Origin of the sequence: Oceanobacillus polygoni, from assembly GCF_008304605.1 — a bacterium.
GTDB classification, from domain to species: Bacteria; Bacillota; Bacilli; order Bacillales; family Amphibacillaceae; genus Oceanobacillus; species Oceanobacillus polygoni.
Genome location: NZ_PIJY01000020.1, coordinates 82,298 through 98,630, shown reverse-complemented (window position 1 = coordinate 98,630; position 16,333 = coordinate 82,298). Strand labels below are relative to the sequence as shown.

The following is a 16,333-nucleotide window of genomic DNA, read 5'->3' as shown; positions in this document are numbered from 1 at the left end:
GTGTGATTAACATATGGATTCTATTGAACTACAAAAAGATTCTGCCTTTATCAATGATTTAGAGTCAGTCATTAACAAGGACGGACCTTTCTCCGGTTGGGAACTCTTTTCGATGGCATATCAAGCGGAGTTAACAACAAGCTCACCTTCCTTTAATGGTTTACGTGCACTTGATTATCTACCACATGTTGACTTTTTAGATCACCAAGTCGAAGTTGCTGAACAAGCAATTGAAATGATGCATGGACGGGCAATATTAGCAGATGAGGTTGGATTAGGGAAAACAATTGAGGCTGGACTTATTTTAAAAGAATACATGATTCGCGGATTAGTAAAAAATGCGCTTATTCTCGTTCCTGCATCCCTTGTTAATCAGTGGGTGAAAGAATTGAATGAAAAATTTTATATCCCAGCTGTCGCACATCGGAAGAATTATAGTTGGAAAGATAATCCGATTATCATCTCTTCACTCGATACAGCAAAGCGTTCTCCAAACCAAGAAGAAATAATCGATACGGAGTATGACTTTATTCTAGTTGATGAGGCGCATAAACTAAAAAATCATAAAACGAAAAACTATCAATTTGTACGTTCGATTAAGAAGAGATATTGCTTGCTTTTAACGGCTACACCTGTACAGAACCGATTGATTGAGATTTTTAATTTGATTACAATACTTCGCCCTGGTCATTTAGGGAATTATGATTCCTTTATCGAAAAATATGGTAAAGATCGACGTAAATTGGAACAAGATCCTTATTTAAAACAATTGATTCAAAAAGTGATGATTCGAAATACAAGAAAAGCAACAAAGCTTACCGAATCCAAACGGAAAATTGAAACCTTATGGATTGACTTTCCAGAAACGGCTCGTGAAGTATACGATGACCTTGTTAATACTCCAATTGCGTTCTCGACATTTTCGAAGATTACGTACCTGCGTGAAATATGTTCATCAAGAGAAGCCTGTTACATGTCATTATCTAAAATTAGTGAGCGTGATAATCATGCAGCAGTATTAAAGCCGCTACTTACCAAAATTGAGGAGCTGCCACACCATGTAAAAGCTGAAAAAGTTGTGGAACTGATAAAATCTATAGGAGATGAGAAAGTCATTGTCTTTACAGAGTACCGGGCGACACAATATTATTTACAATGGTATTTACAGCAACACGGTATTTCATCGGTCCCTTTCCGTGGTGGATTTAAACGCGGCAAGAAGGACTGGATGAAACAACTGTTTAAAGATCATGCACAGGTTTTGATTGCTACTGAGGCTGGTGGTGAAGGAATTAACCTTCAGTTTTGTAGCCACCTAATTAATTATGACCTTCCATGGAATCCAATGCGACTTGAACAGCGGATTGGACGCATTCATCGTTTTGGACAAGAAAAGGATGTGCATATCTATAATCTGGTTATTCGTAACACGATTGAAGAGCATATATTGAAGCTTCTATATGAAAAGATAAACCTATTCGAAAAAGTAATTGGAAACCTAGATGATATTCTAGCTGAGCTGAATATTTCAAGTATCGAATCAGAGATGGAGTCCATCTATAACGAATCCACCTCTGCTGGTGAGGTACGAATCAAACTAAATAATCTTTCTTCCATTATTCAAGGAGCAAAAAATGATCCTATGGTGGAAACAGAGGAGAGACTTTATGGCAATCACTAATCTAAACCAATTTTTAACGGATTACTTTTCTGCGAAGGATTGCGAAATTATTTCCAATCATGACGGTGTGATACAAATACAATTAAATGAACAGATGGATCGCGAGTTAATGAACCGGCCGTTTTACTGGCACTACATTAAAAAAATTGGCCGTACTGGAGATCCAATGCAGCTTACGCTCATTACAAATCCACAAAAACGGGATGAACAAGGTGAGTGGATTCATTTTGGCAGCCCTCGCCTGCAGCAAATTATGAATCATTTAAAAGAAAAAGAAAAATTTACAAAGCTATTTCAATCGATGGACGTAACTGAAAAGACCGCTTTACATCCTTGGTTAGTTATTAATTTTAAAATTAGCTATCAAGGTCAGCATAAGAAGGATGAAATTATTTCTATCGGTTTACATTTAGTCAACGGGATGATGAAATTAGATATGATGAATCTGTTAACGAAGTTTTCATTACAAACAACCATTTCCGATTATTGTTTTACACTGTCTCCAATGATTAAAATAAAAAGCGGTTACTTGCGAATGGAAGCAGTTCTGTCAAACTATATTGAAGAGCAAGAACATACGTGGGCTAAGAAATCTTCAGAGCTGTTAGAGGAAGAAATTCAAACGCTGAAGCATTTTTACCAAGGAGACGAAGAAAGTGAGCAGATGCAAAAAGAACAAGAAGCATTAATGAAACGATATCAACCGAACATAGCTATGAACGTAATCAATGGCGGTATCGTGTATTTGCAGCAAGATGCGTTATAAAAAATAAAGAATAGCAGGTAAATTTATCTGCTATTCTCCTTCTGAAACATAATTTTTAATGTAAATGGAAGCATGCCAAGCCATCGAGTTGCATAGAAAGAATCCTGCTGCTTGTGCGCTTCTTTTCGCTTCTTTCTTTCCTCTGATGGTAAATCTAAATACGAAACAACCTGTTCGGTCATAAATTTCAAGTAATCGTTCCCTGACATCATAGCCACCCCTATTACCTGTCTTACGCTTATCATTTGCAAATATAAAAATTATATACAAAAATTTTTATAAAAAAGAAGGGATTTATCAAAACGCGTCGAATAAAGTATATTGTTGCAAAGTAAAAGGAGGTGAACACCATTGAATCCTACTGCAACATTATCAGACAACCTGCTCAATACCTCGATCAAGGAGGACGCTTCAGACATTCACTTCTATCCATTTAACAACTACACGGACATTTATTTCCGTATCCAAGGAAAACGAGTTAAGCATAGCCGAATTAAACTTAAACAATATGAACAACTACTCACCTACTACAAATTTATCTCTGGAATGGATATTGGTGAATCAAGAAAGCCTCAAAATGGCACCATCCAACATAGAACTACATCCAATTTATTTTCATTACGATTATCGACACTCCCTCTCCATCAAACGGAAAGTTTGGCAATTCGAATCCTTCCACAAGAAACAAAACGTACACTTGAACAACTTTTTCTTTTTAAAAGCCAACTAAATAAAATGAAGGAATGGATGTCAAATCGTGCTGGAATCATCCTCCTAACCGGGCCAACTGGAAGCGGCAAGACCACAGCATTATACGCCTTGCTGGAATCCATCTTAAAGGAAAAATCGTATCAAACAATAACCTTAGAAGACCCCATTGAAAAAAACATGGATAATATTTTACAAGTACAAGTAAATGAAAAAGCAGGTATTACGTATCAGACAGGCTTAAAAGCAGCGTTACGTCATGACCCAGATATTATTATGGTAGGTGAAATCCGTGATAAACATACGGCTAAATTTGCATTTGAAGCATCACTAACAGGACACCTGGTTCTAAGTACATTACATGCAAAAAATGCTATGGGAACGATTCATCGCTTAGTCGACATGGGGATCAAACGAAGTGATATGAAACAATCGCTTATTGCAGTTGCCGCACTTCAATTACTTCCATTGCAGATGAAAGGTGAATTCACTAGAAGAGCAGCAATTCTTGAACTACTCGAAGGTACATTATTAGAAAATACCATTGAAGGGAAACCGTTAACAGAACTTGATACATTTCATTCATTTGAGTATTTAAGAAAGAAGGCTTTTGCATATGGTTTCATATCTAAAAAGGTTTATCATTCGTAGGAAAACGCTAGGCAGCGCCGTTCAACTTCGATTTCTCCGATTATTACATCGTTTATTAACCAATGGCTATCAGTTGCTGGATGCGATTGAAACGATCCAATGGAATAAGGAATTAGTACAACCTGCCACCACCATTTTGAAGTCTCTTGAAGACGGTATGTCTATTGACAAAGCATTTGATCAAGCAAATTTCCATCCAATGATTACTGCTTATCTTTATTTTGTAAAAGGAAATGGAGACCTTGAAGGAAGCATCAAGAAGTGTGTAGCTATGTATGAATATCGAATAAAAAATACGACAAAATTTCAACAAGCAGCTAGATACCCGCTCATATTATTGTTTATCTTCGCTTTGCTTCTATACTTTATCAAACAAAGTGTCCTCCCTTCCTTTCAAGATATTTTCCAAACAAGTATGTCTGCTTCATCGACCGTCCACCTTTCCATTATTTTAATTGAAATGCTCAGCACCATTACTGCTGTTCTATTCATTGTTCTCGGAGTCATACTTCTGGTTTGGTTTCTGACAAAGGATAATTTGCCAATCGAAAAGCAATTAAAGATATATCGTGCGATCCCACTTTACCGCAGCTTTTTAAAGTTGCAGACATCTTTTTACTTCGCTACACATTTCAGCTCTCTACTTAAAACAGGAATGTCTTTCAAAGAAATACTGGACCAAATGACACAACAGAAAAAATTACCTATTATTTCCTACTATGCACAACAAATGACTTCAGAATTATCAAGAGGTGTCCACATCGCCAGTTTACTAACCGTTTTTTCTTTTCTCGAAGGACAACTGACAAATATATTCAGTAAAAATGCAGATGCGCAAGCACTAGAAAAAGACTTAAGTATGTATGCAGAGCTACTAATGGAGGAAATTCAGAGAAAAATTATGAAAATCATCACGTTGGTCCAACCTATATTTTTTACGATTTTGGCAGGATTCATCATTTTTATCTATATAACGTTGATGTGGCCAATGTTTCAGTTAATTAAAACAATCTAAAAGGAGTGTTTTTCTATGTTTCATAATAGTCGTGGTTTTACGTTGATCGAAATGCTAATCGTTCTATTGATTATCTCTGTGTTAATTATTCTTATTGTTCCCAATCTCGGGGATCGGAGCAGTGAGGTTCACAGCAAAGGTTGTGACGCTCTTGTATCAATTGTTCAAGGTCAAGTAGATGTTTATTATATGGAGAATAATTCGTATCCAAGTAATTTAGGTGTGTTAGTACCTATTTACCTAAACGAAGATCAACTTAGCTGTCCTAATGAAGAAGCACTAAACTACTCTGTAAATGGAAATAAAGGTATTGTATCAGCGCCTTAAGACCAACAATGGTTTTACAATGCTGGAAGTCCTCTTTGTTCTTGCTATCTTTTCAATTATTATCGTGATTTTCCCACCCTTTCAATTAGAATTTTTTGAAAAGAAAAAGGACAAACAGTTCTTGGAAACACTTGAAATCGATGTACTATACGTACAAAACATGTCCTATTTGACTGCAGGTGAGGATATTTTTATCCGTTTCTATAAAGATAATTATAAAGTCTTTCAGGACAGTAAAATAATTTTGGAGCGCGTTTATCCTACTGGATGGGCAGTTGACTATAGACAAAATAGCGATATTCGTTTTAATGGGAAAGGTACGTTTTTATATCCACGAACGATTCATATAACGACCACTTATACCGAATATCGTATCGTCTTTCAGTTTGGGAAAGGTAGGTTTTATATTGCAGAATCGTAATGGATTTTCATTAATAGAGGTATTAATTGCTTCAAGTATTGTGTTTACAACGATTGCTACATTTATGCCAATCATTTCTACACTTGATACAGAACAGAAAGTATTAAGTGATCGCCGAAAACTAGCTTACTTACTCCATGACGAATTGCAGGAATTTATTTGGAATTCGGATATGAAACTTCCTGTAACATTTACACAAACAATTGATTCTAGTATGGAAGTTCAATTTGAATTCCTGCTTGAAGACGAATTTATTAAAGGATGTGTGGAATGGAATAATGCGAAAAATACCAATGAACAGCTTTGCATTTACGGATTACCAGCATCCTGAAAAAGGATTCACGTTTGTAACGGTTTTATTGATGATTACCATTCTTTCCATCAGCTTACCTCTATTAGGGTACATGATTCAAAGTGTGAATTCAAAATCAAATTACAGTGAAATTTCAGTTCAGCAATTTTTTCAGTTCGTTCGAGATGACATTATTGACGCAACGAATATACAAGTAACAACTGGAAAACTGTATTTAATAAAACCGCACGAACAAATTACAGCGTCACTTGAATTGTATGGGTCACTTATTAGGAGGCAAGTCAACGGAAAAGGACATGAAATCTATTTAAGGGATGTTGAAGGTATTACCTTCACTCCCCTGCCCTACGGGGTTCAAGTTACAGTGATTACCACTTCGGGGGAGAAATATGAGAAAAAGTTCGCCAAATATTAGGAATGAACATGGAGTAATACTTCCATATGTACTTTTTATAACGGCATTGATTTGTATGATTATGATGACTACTGTTTATAGTTACCGGCATGATATTGAACTTACTGATAGACACATTCAACAAATAAAAATAGAGACCCTCTTTCAAATGGGATATGAAAAAGTAAAATCGGAAATAATAGATAAATATCATCCTCCTACAGTTAGCTATCAGTTTCCTAATGGTCACGTGAGCATTACTATCATTTCAATAGAAAATACAATGTATGAATTAACTTTTAATATTACAACAAACGATTATGATACGATTTATACGTTCACTAAAACACTTATAAAAGAAGATTAAGTTTGTACATTTTTTAACAAACTCTGTTTTTATCACTAATTAAGCATTTTTAATACTATAATAAAGGTATTAAAGCTACCGAGGTGATTTATGTGGACAATACACTCAAAGTTACAAATGTACTAAGTGACCCAACAAGGTACCATATTTATCAATATATTCTTAAAAGCCATAAAGACGTAAGTGTGCTTGAAATAGCTAATCATTTTGACATTCATTCTAATGTAGCAAGACTGCATTTATCGAAACTTGAAGAGATAAAGCTTGTTACAACTCATTTTAAGAGAACCGGAAAAGGCGGAAGACCAAGTAAAATGTACCGGCTATCAGAAGAGGTAATTGAATTAAGCTTCCCGTCAAGGGATTATAAGACCCTATCTTCCATTGCGTTAGAAGCATTGATGGAGCTTGGAGAAGTTGGTGAACAAGCGCTCTATACAATAGGTAAAAAACATGGTCATCAATATATAGAGGATCTTCAACTATTAAATTATAATAATCTTTCTACAAAGGAAAAGCTTCGCATTCTTGAGGGAGCAACGGAAGTATTGGGACTTTACCCCTCCTTTACTTATGATGAAGCAAATAACAATGTACGTCTTCTTGTGAATAACTGTCCTTTTAAGGAAATAGTTATGAAAAACCAAGCGGTTGTTTGTCATATGCACTATTTATTCTTAAAAGGTATGTTTGATGTATTATTTGAAGGATCAAGTCTTAAGTTTGAGGAAAATATGTTTACGAACAATTGTGGAAATTGCAGTTATCTAGCTGATCTTTCAATTGTTTAATGACATTCGTTTACAATACGCAATTCCTCATATATAATAACAATGAAAAGGCTACCTAAAAGGAGGGGGAAGACATGGATCGAATGTTTCGTGTTCTTGCCTTTTGGACAGGTATTTTTACAGTAATGTTTTATATCGGTGATATGACGAATACTGCGCTACTATTCCTGGCTCAAACGGCATTTTTCCTTACAGTAAGTTATTTAAAGTTATCTGAACGCATGTACATGTATTTATTTGGAGCGTATTGTACCATTTTCATGATTGGCTTTACGTGGTATTCCGAGTTTATTCTTGTGCCTGGCTTCGGACATTAAAAAAGCTGAAAACCCCTGCATTCTAATGAGATGCAGGGGTTTTTCCGTCTTGAACTTAACTATAACCGGTTATACTTTCATGCACGAACAAAGGGATTATTCTGCTTCTCTTCACCAATTGTCGTTTGTGGTCCATGCCCAGGATAAACCGTGAAAGATTCCTTCAATCGATATAATTTATGTTGGATAGTAGCTTCAATCTCTTTCATACTTCCACCTGGAAGATCTGTTCTACCAATCCCGTGGTAGAACAAAACATCACCACTAATAATAAATTCATGTTGATCAAATAGAAAACTGACACTACCAGGTGAATGACCAGGCGTATGAATAACTTCAAACGTAAAATCTCCTATTTGCATGGGCCCCATTTTCAAAGTGGATTCAGCTGGCTTCATTACGATTTCATTTCCTAATAGCTTATAAGATCCATTCATTTGCGGATCTGACAACCAAGAAAGCTCATTCTCGTGTATATAAACGTCTGCATCTACAACCTCTCGTATATCATCTAGTGCAGCAATATGATCAAAATGAGCATGTGTCAATAAGATTGCTTGAACCTGTAGTCCCTCTCGTTCTAAAAACGCTTTAATTTTATCAGCCTCTGCACCTGGATCGATTAGCAATGCATTCCCATTATCATAAACAATATAGCAATTTGTTCCAATAGGACCTAATGGCATTCCCTTTATCTGCATTAAAAAAACCTCCAATTCAATTGTATATGTATTCACTTTATAAAGTGAAACTTCATTTAGTGGGAGCTTCCCTTCTGCTCCACTAAATGTTAGTACCGCAAGGGTATAACCTAAATGCGCTTGAACAGCATCAGTAATTTGTGGGCTGTTTACCCCCATCTTCACGCGTTTTGGTCCCCTCACATTTAGAGCTGAGGGTATTACAGCCCGTTAATGCGTGAGAAAACGTTTTACAATTACTCGACAAAAACAATTTAATGTTTTAGAATAAATATTATACGGTCTTAGTTACATAATAATATAAAAACAATTCCTAATTCAATTTTTTAACATTAGGAACAAGAACGCTTCAAAGGAGGATAATAGTTGTGGGACATCTTATTTTAGCAATCGTATTATTATTCGTCGCATTACTTGCTGTAGTATCAGTTATTCGTCAACTAAAGTATAAAAATCTATTTGCTTTAGCATTTTCAGCTTTGACAGCATTAGCATTTGGGTTCTTCTCCATTGCAACAATTATATCAGAAATCGCTGGGTAATTTAATCAAACGATCATTAGAAGCAAAAAGTTAACTTTTCGGAGTTAACTTTTTTAGTTGTATAAAAAAAATTATGAACCTAAGATTTTGTCGCTTAAATATTTCCTCCAAGATATAAATGCGAAAACCCACTTTCTATATATCAAAGCAAAAAAATAGCCGACTACAGTATGACTACTATAGACGGCTATAAACTTTTAGTTACTTTACAGTTTCCTTATCGCCGAAATCAATAAAACGGAACAAGTCACCATAAATTAGGTTATCAGAATAAGATAACTCTGTTTCAACTTTTTCAGTTATTGGACTACATGCATTTACAGGACCTGTTTGAGTCCCTTCTTCCGCATTCGTATCCAATTCTTCACTGTCTTCTTCTACCGGTTCACCAGTTTCACGATCATAGCAAATACCGTAGGTAGAAACATAATCATCACTGATGAAATCTCCATTTCTTAATGCAATATATCCTTTTCTTTTATCAGAGAATACGTCGTTTCCGAAGTAAAGATCATCTTCTGCCTCAATACCCAACAGACTAAGAATCGTAGGTTTCATATCGATTTGACCAGTAACTTCAGACATTACCTTCCCATTTCCATCGCCAGGGATATGAATAAACATTGGTACACGTAGCAATTGCACTTGATCATAAGGTGTTATTTCATCTTGATCAAGGTACATACTCATGGCACGATTATGATTCGCACTAATTCCGATATGGTCTCCCATGATAATGATGATGGAATCTTCATAAATTCCAGCATCTTTCAGCTGTTCGAAGAAGTCTTCCAAAGCCTCATCCATATACCTTACAGTTGGGAAATAGTTATTCAGTGTGTTTGAATTTGAATCGTAGGGATCAATTGACTTATCTTCTTCGTCTAGCTCAAATGGAAAGTGATTCGTTAGCGTAATAAATTTCGTATAGAAAGGTTGTTCCATTGATTGTAAATATTTAATGGACTGTTCAAAGAATGGCTTATCCTTTAAACCCCAACCGACTGAGTTTTCATTCGTAATTTCATAGGCTACCTCATCATAAAAATGATCGATTTCCAAACTATCATACATTCCATCTCGGTTCCAAAAGCTTTTGTTATTTGCATGAAGAACGGAAGATGTATAGCCTTCCTCCTTAATTATCTCTGGTAAGGCATGATATTCATTTCCACCATGTGTGAAAAATACTGCACCTCTAGATAATGGGTAAAGTGAATTTTCGACTAAGAACTCAGAATCAGAAGTGTTTCCCTGACCTGTTTGTTCGTAAAAGTTCTCGAAGTAATACGTATCCTCATCTTCTGTCAAGCTATTTAAGAATGGTGTTACCTCTTCCCCATTTACCTCATTATTAATAACGAATTGTTGTAATGATTCGGCATTAATAAAGATCACATTCTTGCCTTCTGCAGCTCCAAACATATTTGATTTCCCAGTTACCTTTACATGCTCATTAATGTATTCCTGAATTTCTGGAATCTCATTACCATCTGCAAAAACACGCTGTGATTCTGTTTTTGAATGAACAACAAGGTCGTAAACATGGTAGTTGAACAATCCAATATTCTTCACTAAATATTCACGATCAAAAGCACGTGTAAATAGCTGTGGTCTTTCCATTTCCGCCAAGAAAAAGTTACCCGCTAGCAGCGCTAAAGACATTGCTAATGCAAACACTTTTCCGCTTTTCGGATAAGCTACCGATAATTTCGTTTCTTGTTTTTTACTTAAATACCAAATAAGAACTGCATCAGCAAAAAACAGAATATCATAAGGCATGATTAAGGTTAGAATACTTGAACCTAAGTCTGCCATATTACTTCCCATGAATAATTGTGGAATTGTAATAAAATCGGTAAATTGGCGATAGAATACAAGATTTGCAAAAACGACAAATGAACCTATCAAGGCTGTATACCTTATAAATTTCATTTGACGAGAACGCTTATTAAACCATACGCTAATCGCGAAAATAAGAAATGCTGATACAAACGGGTTAATAAATAATATTAACTCCTGCATTGAATTGTCCAATTCAATGTCAAACATAAATCGATATACAAAGTATGTTTTTAGCCCAAATAATAATGCTGCGATTATATATAAGGGGATTGTGGGTCGTTTAAACTTCATCTTGCTTCCTCCTAAAAAGTAAAACTCATTCCTATTGTATGCTATAACGAAGGAATGTTTTTGCTGTTCTGTAACCATTCAATTAAGTATGTGTAACATAGCTACAGAAAAAATTGTTTCCATTTCCTTTTTTTCTAATCTAGCACTTGCAAAGTATAAGAACCTGTTCAATTGTTTTTTAATGTTTCTCCTTTTAAAAATATCTTTTCTCGTCTAGCTTAAAAGGTGAAACATCACTACATCACTTGCACCCTTTTTCCCTTTATGATGGAACAGTAAACATTTGTTTACAAAGTTGGTACTATATAAGACGTGTATGTCCTATAAAAGGTTTCAACTATTTTACAATTAATTTATATTTGGTAGCTTACTATTCTAATAGAAATCACAAAAAAATCAAGTCTAACTATTGTCGTTATTCATCTGTTGCAATACTAAATACGCTCCACCTATTATACCCGCATCATTTCCAAGTTGCGCGACTTTAATTTCACAAGCATCCGCTACTCGTGGTAAAGCATATTTTTTAAAAGCTGTCCGAATCTCATCAACGAGCAGGTCTCCAGCTTTAGAAACACCGCCACCAATCAAGACGTTAGAAGGATTGACAACAACTCCAAGATCGGCAATTACTTGACCAAGTACATCTGCAGTCCTTTTTACAATGAGCTCTGCAATCACATCTCCCACCTTGGCCAAATCAAAGACGTCCTTTGCTGTAATCGCTTGATTTTTTTTATAAATTTCTGCAAGTTTACTATCAGGGTGGCTCATTATTTTATCCATAGCCTGACGTACAATTCCTGTTGCTGATGCTATTGTTTCTAGGCATCCATTATTGCCACAATTACATGGATAGCCTTCTTTTTCGATGCTTAGATGACCAAGCTCTCCAGCCATTCCATTTGTTCCATTAAGTATGGAGCCATTAACGATAATACCTCCACCTACTCCAGTGCCAAGTGTTAGTGCGATTAAATTCTTCGCTTGATCGCCAGCACCTGTCCAATTTTCACCTAAGACGGCAATATTAGCATCATTGGCAACAAACACAGGCAAACCAGATTTTTCTTTTAATTGATCCGCTAATGGGAAGTCTTTCCACCCAATATTCACCGCTACACTTACAACTCCTGAATCCATATCAATAAATCCTGGAGCTCCAACACCAACCCCTAAAAATGAGCTTATACTTAGATGTAATATGCTTAACTTGCTCTCAATAGAAGCCCAAATCTCATCGACTATGGTAACACCAGCATTTAATTTGTTCGTCGGAACTTCCCACTTCTCTTGGATCTCACCCTGTTGATTGATAATACCAATTTTTACAGATGTTCCACCAATATCTATCCCCAATAGTAATTTTTCCATGACTTACTCGCCCCTTTTGTCCATAATGAGCCGTTTTTCTTTTTTTAGTAACATTTTTGCTTGTTGATAATCCTTCATTTGCACGAATTTCAGCTGATATAATTCATCCAATTCCATTTCCATTAATTCAAGATCGCCTAACCGATCACCAGTATAGATGAATGTACCATAACGTTTTAATAATTGTTGTATGTCATAAACAGTTTTCATTTGAACCACCATTTATCATTATACCAAAGAAATGAAATTTGAGGAATTATATACCCATAAAATGTAATTTATACTTTCGTAACAACTTAACATTAATTCGTTGGATTGTTTCCAATCCTATAATTATGGATTCCTAAACATAAATATCCTTATATATTCATATTTTTTAAAGACAAGTCATGTACAAAAGGAATGACAAATAATGATAAAATGGAAATCATTACTAATTTTTGTGGCACTATTATCTATAGGAAGTATATTAGTACTGAGGTCAAATACACTTCCTACAGTTCGTTTTTTCCCTCTAGATGAACAAAGCTCCATCCAAGAAGCGAATACTTCGTTAACGTTACAGGCTGTAACCGGAGCGGACTCCTATGATATTGGATGGAATATAAATTCGTCCAGTGATAAAAGTATGTATCTTAGACAGGATGTATCACTGCTGTTTGATAATGGTATACTTCGTGGTGTACGTAGTAAGTGGGTTCAAAATACAGACCGAATCCAGATTGATGAAACCGTTACAAGTGAGGACTCAAGCCATTTCCAAAGTATTTCTTTTCATCATGGTGAGAATCATTCTGGCGGTGAAGTGATAAAAAGTGTACAGGCAATGACATATGATGAATTATATGTCATTGATTCTCCTGCTACACCCATTAAAGCTTTCAAACAACCCGTTACAACATTTGAATCCGAGTGGAAAGAATTGCTCGATCGTTCTTCAAAACAGCAATTACTCTTTCAATGGCATTTATTAATTCAATATTTTCAAATCGACCCAGAAAATTATCTAGCAATCCCACTTGTGGACTTGTATAAATACAACAATAAACCACTACCAAATATGTCTCAGCAAGAAACAAACGAATTAATAGGCAGGCTCTGGGAAGGCTTGTACAAAAATTATATTATCCCTGCCACTGAATCTTCTGAGAATCAGCTAGAAAGCTACATTCCACTTATTTTAATTGATAAACAGAATACACATTTATACGTTTTATTCGAATTAAATGGAGAACGAGAACAACTAATCCAACGTATCCCGTAAGCATTCCGTTCGTTAAAAAAAGCGCCTTAATTGGCGCTTTTATTCGGGTGATTCTCCTGTGATTTTTTTATAAGTATTTATAAATGACGCTTCATTTGGGTTTAACTCATATGCTTTCGTTATCATTTCTTTAGCCTTTTCGAGCTGACCGCTACTGTCATACAATAACGCTAAATTATAAAAGGCTTCAGGTAGTACAGGTTCATGTAATATACTCTGCTCTAAATCCTCGATTGCTAATTCCAGTTCATTTAATTCAATATATGCATATGATCGCTGGAATAAAATCAAACCTTGCATATCACCATCAATCTCTAACGCGTCCGTTGCTACAGGAACAACTTCTTCAAATTGATTATCCAATAATAATTGCTCTATTTGTATTAAATAATAGGACTGGTTATTCATATTGCTATTTAATCCAAAAATGACAAGACCTACTATCAGAATAGCGTAAGCAATAAAACCAATACATTGTGTCTTTATATTTTTCTTTTTAGGAAGATGTATCATTGCTGATGCTAGAAACCCTGCTAGAAGCCCACCAATATGTGCTCCCATGTCAATCTGTTCAATGGAAAACCCTAAAACGATATTAATGAGAAGTATAATTAGAATATTCGTTCCCATCGTTTGGAAGAAAATCCGCTTATAAATAATACCAAAGAATAGCAGCGCTCCAAACAATCCAAAAATTGCTCCAGAGGCACCAGCAGACACATTTGTTGTAAATGCAAAGCTTGCCAAGCCACCACCGATTCCGGCTAAGAAATATATAAATAGGAATCGCATTCTGCCAAAGATTCGTTCAATTGCTGTTCCTAAATAATAAACTGCGAGCATGTTCATTAATAGATGAAGGAAGCCAATATGGAGGAACATGGAACTAACAATTCGCCACCACTCCCCTTCGATAATACTGGGGTTATACTTAGCACCCATGTCAATAAGGGTGTCAATGGAAGTGCTGCCTCCATTCCTTTCAAGCAAAATAAATAAAAAAACATTAATAGCAATTAATAAATATGTAAAATATGGCTTACCAAATGAAAAGACATTTTCAACTTCCTTATGCTTATTCTCAAGCGCTTCTGTTAAGTACACCTTATAATTTTGTACGTCTTGCTCTTTTTGCTGTTCATCAACATCATCTGGAATCGTCATAAGCTGAACAGCTAAATCAGCTTGAAGCCTTTCCAGCTCTCCACGATATCCTTCATCATCTAAATAATACAATTTCATTTTTAATGGATTCTTCTCTTTTAACTGCATTGGTTTCTTTAAGCCTTCCCAGTCATCTACTGGAACATGAGAAGATATGTACACATTGTGTATTTCAATATGTTTACTAGCTAATAGCTTTTTCATCGCCTTTACTTTTTGGAACACGAGTGCAACATCGTGCTTCAAATGATTTTTCCAGTCAAAGCCTTTTTGTATAAGGCGGACTACTTGAGATCTTTTATTTCCATATTTTTTGAGCCATATTTCACTTGCATTATGGTCGATATGCAGAATATCAAATTGATGTTTGGATACGAGCTCGTATGCCGTATGATAAAGCTTATATTGGTCATCAAGATACATATATTCACCTTCCCCTTCCTAATCATATCAGAAGACCAACCATTTTTACAGAACCATGACATACAAAGATGGACCGACTGACAGTTAGGTTATCTCTATACTATATTGAAGTTTTCAATAAAAAAGAAGCTGCATTTACGCCGCCTCTCTTCTGTTACTTCACATATTTGGAACTGAAAATACATCCTGTAACATTTTCGATCGTAAACTTGGAATCTTCATAGACAATACCACCGCTTTTTTTCTAAAGAACCCGATCCTTAATAAAGCATTCATGATTTTGTAGCGCGATCGATAGAAAAACATCGTTGTAATTAACAGTATAAGTAAAGCTATTCCTGTTCGCAATGAATCCACCTACTTTTTAAATGGTATTCATAGTTGTTTTCCTAACCAGTTATATTATACATACATCATGATTCTTAGGCATGTATGATTTCCTTGTTCGTTATAACATATTGGACTGGTAGATCATATTTTTCTTTTGGGATCTGGTCTACTAGCTGATCACCGCTACATAAGGAAGCAGTTTTTTGATTAAAATCGACTAAAAATCGATCATAATAACCACCGCCAAAGCCGATTCGGTAACCGCTTCTATCAAATAATATTCCTGGGACTATTAAAAGGTCAATACCTTTTTTTTGAACGAACCTACTTTGATCCGGCTTTGGCTCAAGCAAATTAAAATATACAGCTTCAAGCTGATCAAAAGAGCTTATTTCATAAAAATCAAGTTGCTTATCGGCAGGTATACACTTTGGTACAACCATTCTCTTTTTTTGCTTCCAACCCGCTTCTATAATAGGCTCAGTTGCCCACTCAAAATTCTGAGCCATTGTTATACCAATTGTCTCTGCGTTCGTCCATAGTTCTGAAGATAGCAGTCTTTCCATTATTTCCATTTCAATTTGCTTCTTTTCATCAATCGGTAAGTTTTTTAAACGATTGATTGTTTCCTTCCTTAACTTCGTTTTG

The 16,333-nt window shown here is 35.4% G+C and carries 20 protein-coding genes; 13 read left to right on the top strand and 7 right to left on the bottom strand.

Features of this window, described 5'->3' with window-relative positions:
- The first annotated feature begins 13 nt into the window (after positions 1-13).
- On the top strand, positions 14-1,681 hold the full coding sequence (locus tag F1560_RS07345) for a DEAD/DEAH box helicase (RefSeq protein WP_149473986.1): 1,668 nt from the start codon (positions 14-16) through the stop codon (positions 1,679-1,681).
- On the top strand, positions 1,668-2,447 hold the full coding sequence (locus F1560_RS07340) for a YqhG family protein (protein WP_149473985.1): 780 nt from the start codon (positions 1,668-1,670) through the stop codon (positions 2,445-2,447). The genes F1560_RS07345 and F1560_RS07340 overlap by 14 nt, the downstream gene beginning before the upstream one ends.
- A gap of 23 nt (positions 2,448-2,470) precedes the next feature.
- Here F1560_RS07340 and F1560_RS07335 read toward each other — a convergent pair whose 3' ends face one another.
- The gene (locus tag F1560_RS07335; RefSeq protein ID WP_149473984.1) at positions 2,471-2,656 is read right to left on the bottom strand and encodes a YqzE family protein; all 186 of its coding nucleotides are present in this window, start codon (positions 2,654-2,656) and stop codon (positions 2,471-2,473) included.
- A 142-nt stretch (positions 2,657-2,798) separates the two neighbouring features.
- Here F1560_RS07335 and comGA point away from each other — a divergent pair, with 142 nt between their 5' ends.
- The 9 genes from comGA to F1560_RS07290 all read left to right on the top strand — a co-directional run bounded on the left by comGA (position 2,799) and on the right by F1560_RS07290 (position 7,751).
- On the top strand, positions 2,799-3,806 hold the full coding sequence (comGA, locus tag F1560_RS07330) for a competence type IV pilus ATPase ComGA (RefSeq protein ID WP_149473983.1): 1,008 nt from the start codon (positions 2,799-2,801) through the stop codon (positions 3,804-3,806).
- The gene (gene comGB / locus F1560_RS07325) at positions 3,772-4,821 is read left to right on the top strand and encodes a competence type IV pilus assembly protein ComGB (RefSeq protein ID WP_149473982.1); all 1,050 of its coding nucleotides are present in this window, start codon (positions 3,772-3,774) and stop codon (positions 4,819-4,821) included. Before comGA ends, comGB begins: the two co-directional genes overlap by 35 nt.
- Positions 4,822-4,836: 15 nt before the next feature.
- A complete protein-coding gene (gene comGC, locus F1560_RS07320; RefSeq protein WP_149473981.1) occupies positions 4,837-5,148 on the top strand; it encodes a competence type IV pilus major pilin ComGC in 312 nt (103 codons plus the stop codon).
- Positions 5,132-5,569, top strand: coding sequence for a competence type IV pilus minor pilin ComGD (gene comGD, locus F1560_RS07315; RefSeq protein ID WP_187773657.1), 438 nt, complete (start codon positions 5,132-5,134; stop codon positions 5,567-5,569). Before comGC ends, comGD begins: the two co-directional genes overlap by 17 nt.
- Positions 5,556-5,900 carry a type II secretion system protein gene (locus tag F1560_RS07310; RefSeq protein ID WP_187773656.1) on the top strand — a complete coding sequence of 115 codons (345 nt, stop codon included), beginning with the start codon at positions 5,556-5,558 and terminating at the stop codon, positions 5,898-5,900. The genes comGD and F1560_RS07310 overlap by 14 nt, the downstream gene beginning before the upstream one ends.
- Positions 5,848-6,297, top strand: coding sequence for a competence type IV pilus minor pilin ComGF (gene comGF / locus F1560_RS07305; protein ID WP_149473978.1), 450 nt, complete (start codon positions 5,848-5,850; stop codon positions 6,295-6,297). The genes F1560_RS07310 and comGF overlap by 53 nt, the downstream gene beginning before the upstream one ends.
- Positions 6,272-6,643 (top strand): hypothetical protein, encoded by a 372-nt coding sequence (locus F1560_RS07300; protein WP_149473977.1) that lies wholly within the window; start codon positions 6,272-6,274, stop codon positions 6,641-6,643. Before comGF ends, F1560_RS07300 begins: the two co-directional genes overlap by 26 nt.
- A 92-nt stretch (positions 6,644-6,735) precedes the next feature.
- Positions 6,736-7,434: a helix-turn-helix transcriptional regulator gene (locus F1560_RS07295; RefSeq protein WP_149473976.1), complete on the top strand. Its 699-nt coding sequence runs from the start codon at positions 6,736-6,738 to the stop codon at positions 7,432-7,434.
- Between the two features lie 74 nt (positions 7,435-7,508).
- Entirely contained in the window at positions 7,509-7,751 is a 243-nt protein-coding gene (locus F1560_RS07290; RefSeq protein WP_149473975.1) for a DUF2626 domain-containing protein, read from the top strand.
- A gap of 77 nt (positions 7,752-7,828) precedes the next feature.
- Here the strand turns inward: F1560_RS07290 and F1560_RS07285 are convergent, their stop codons facing one another.
- Positions 7,829-8,611: an MBL fold metallo-hydrolase gene (locus F1560_RS07285; protein WP_338112807.1), complete on the bottom strand. Its 783-nt coding sequence runs from the start codon at positions 8,609-8,611 to the stop codon at positions 7,829-7,831.
- A gap of 209 nt (positions 8,612-8,820) precedes the next feature.
- On the opposite strand from F1560_RS07285, the gene F1560_RS07280 reads away from it, so the two are divergent.
- On the top strand, positions 8,821-8,994 hold the full coding sequence (locus tag F1560_RS07280) for a DUF2759 family protein (protein ID WP_149473974.1): 174 nt from the start codon (positions 8,821-8,823) through the stop codon (positions 8,992-8,994).
- Between the two features lie 201 nt (positions 8,995-9,195).
- Here the strand turns inward: F1560_RS07280 and F1560_RS07275 are convergent, their stop codons facing one another.
- The 3 genes from F1560_RS07275 to F1560_RS07265 form a co-directional block, all read right to left on the bottom strand.
- A complete protein-coding gene (locus F1560_RS07275; RefSeq protein WP_149473973.1) occupies positions 9,196-11,130 on the bottom strand; it encodes an LTA synthase family protein in 1,935 nt (644 codons plus the stop codon).
- A gap of 402 nt (positions 11,131-11,532) precedes the next feature.
- Positions 11,533-12,504 carry an ROK family glucokinase gene (locus F1560_RS07270; protein WP_149473972.1) on the bottom strand — a complete coding sequence of 324 codons (972 nt, stop codon included), beginning with the start codon at positions 12,502-12,504 and terminating at the stop codon, positions 11,533-11,535.
- A gap of 3 nt (positions 12,505-12,507) precedes the next feature.
- The gene (locus F1560_RS07265; RefSeq protein ID WP_149473971.1) at positions 12,508-12,714 is read right to left on the bottom strand and encodes a YqgQ family protein; all 207 of its coding nucleotides are present in this window, start codon (positions 12,712-12,714) and stop codon (positions 12,508-12,510) included.
- Positions 12,715-12,916: 202 nt separating this feature from the next.
- Here F1560_RS07265 and F1560_RS07260 point away from each other — a divergent pair, with 202 nt between their 5' ends.
- Positions 12,917-13,768, top strand: a complete 852-nt coding sequence (locus tag F1560_RS07260; protein WP_149473970.1) for a hypothetical protein — start codon at positions 12,917-12,919, stop codon at positions 13,766-13,768.
- 39 nt (positions 13,769-13,807) lie between these two features.
- Here F1560_RS07260 and F1560_RS07255 read toward each other — a convergent pair whose 3' ends face one another.
- Complete coding sequence (locus F1560_RS07255; RefSeq protein ID WP_149473969.1) at positions 13,808-15,355, bottom strand: rhomboid family intramembrane serine protease; 1,548 nt, start codon at positions 15,353-15,355, stop codon at positions 13,808-13,810.
- Between the two features lie 422 nt (positions 15,356-15,777).
- A partial coding sequence (locus tag F1560_RS07245; protein ID WP_246811916.1) for a 5-formyltetrahydrofolate cyclo-ligase occupies positions 15,778-16,333 on the bottom strand: 556 nt, incomplete at its 5' end.

What these genes read in the sequence shown, in the direction of transcription:
- F1560_RS07275 (WP_149473973.1), bottom strand. Translation starts at nt 11,130, where the DNA reads ATGAAGTTTAAACGACCCACAATCCCCTTATATATAATCGCAGCATTA.
- comGB (WP_149473982.1), top strand. Translation starts at nt 3,772, where the DNA reads ATGGTTTCATATCTAAAAAGGTTTATCATTCGTAGGAAAACGCTAGGC.
- F1560_RS07335 (WP_149473984.1), bottom strand. Translation starts at nt 2,656, where the DNA reads ATGTCAGGGAACGATTACTTGAAATTTATGACCGAACAGGTTGTTTCG.
- F1560_RS07285 (WP_338112807.1), bottom strand. Translation starts at nt 8,611, where the DNA reads ATGGGGGTAAACAGCCCACAAATTACTGATGCTGTTCAAGCGCATTTA.
- comGF (WP_149473978.1), top strand. Translation starts at nt 5,848, where the DNA reads ATGCGAAAAATACCAATGAACAGCTTTGCATTTACGGATTACCAGCAT.
- F1560_RS07300 (WP_149473977.1), top strand. Translation starts at nt 6,272, where the DNA reads ATGAGAAAAAGTTCGCCAAATATTAGGAATGAACATGGAGTAATACTT.
- comGC (WP_149473981.1), top strand. Translation starts at nt 4,837, where the DNA reads ATGTTTCATAATAGTCGTGGTTTTACGTTGATCGAAATGCTAATCGTT.
- F1560_RS07340 (WP_149473985.1), top strand. Translation starts at nt 1,668, where the DNA reads ATGGCAATCACTAATCTAAACCAATTTTTAACGGATTACTTTTCTGCG.
- F1560_RS07265 (WP_149473971.1), bottom strand. Translation starts at nt 12,714, where the DNA reads ATGAAAACTGTTTATGACATACAACAATTATTAAAACGTTATGGTACA.
- F1560_RS07290 (WP_149473975.1), top strand. Translation starts at nt 7,509, where the DNA reads ATGGATCGAATGTTTCGTGTTCTTGCCTTTTGGACAGGTATTTTTACA.
- F1560_RS07270 (WP_149473972.1), bottom strand. Translation starts at nt 12,504, where the DNA reads ATGGAAAAATTACTATTGGGGATAGATATTGGTGGAACATCTGTAAAA.
- F1560_RS07260 (WP_149473970.1), top strand. Translation starts at nt 12,917, where the DNA reads ATGATAAAATGGAAATCATTACTAATTTTTGTGGCACTATTATCTATA.
- F1560_RS07345 (WP_149473986.1), top strand. Translation starts at nt 14, where the DNA reads ATGGATTCTATTGAACTACAAAAAGATTCTGCCTTTATCAATGATTTA.
- F1560_RS07255 (WP_149473969.1), bottom strand. Translation starts at nt 15,355, where the DNA reads ATGTATCTTGATGACCAATATAAGCTTTATCATACGGCATACGAGCTC.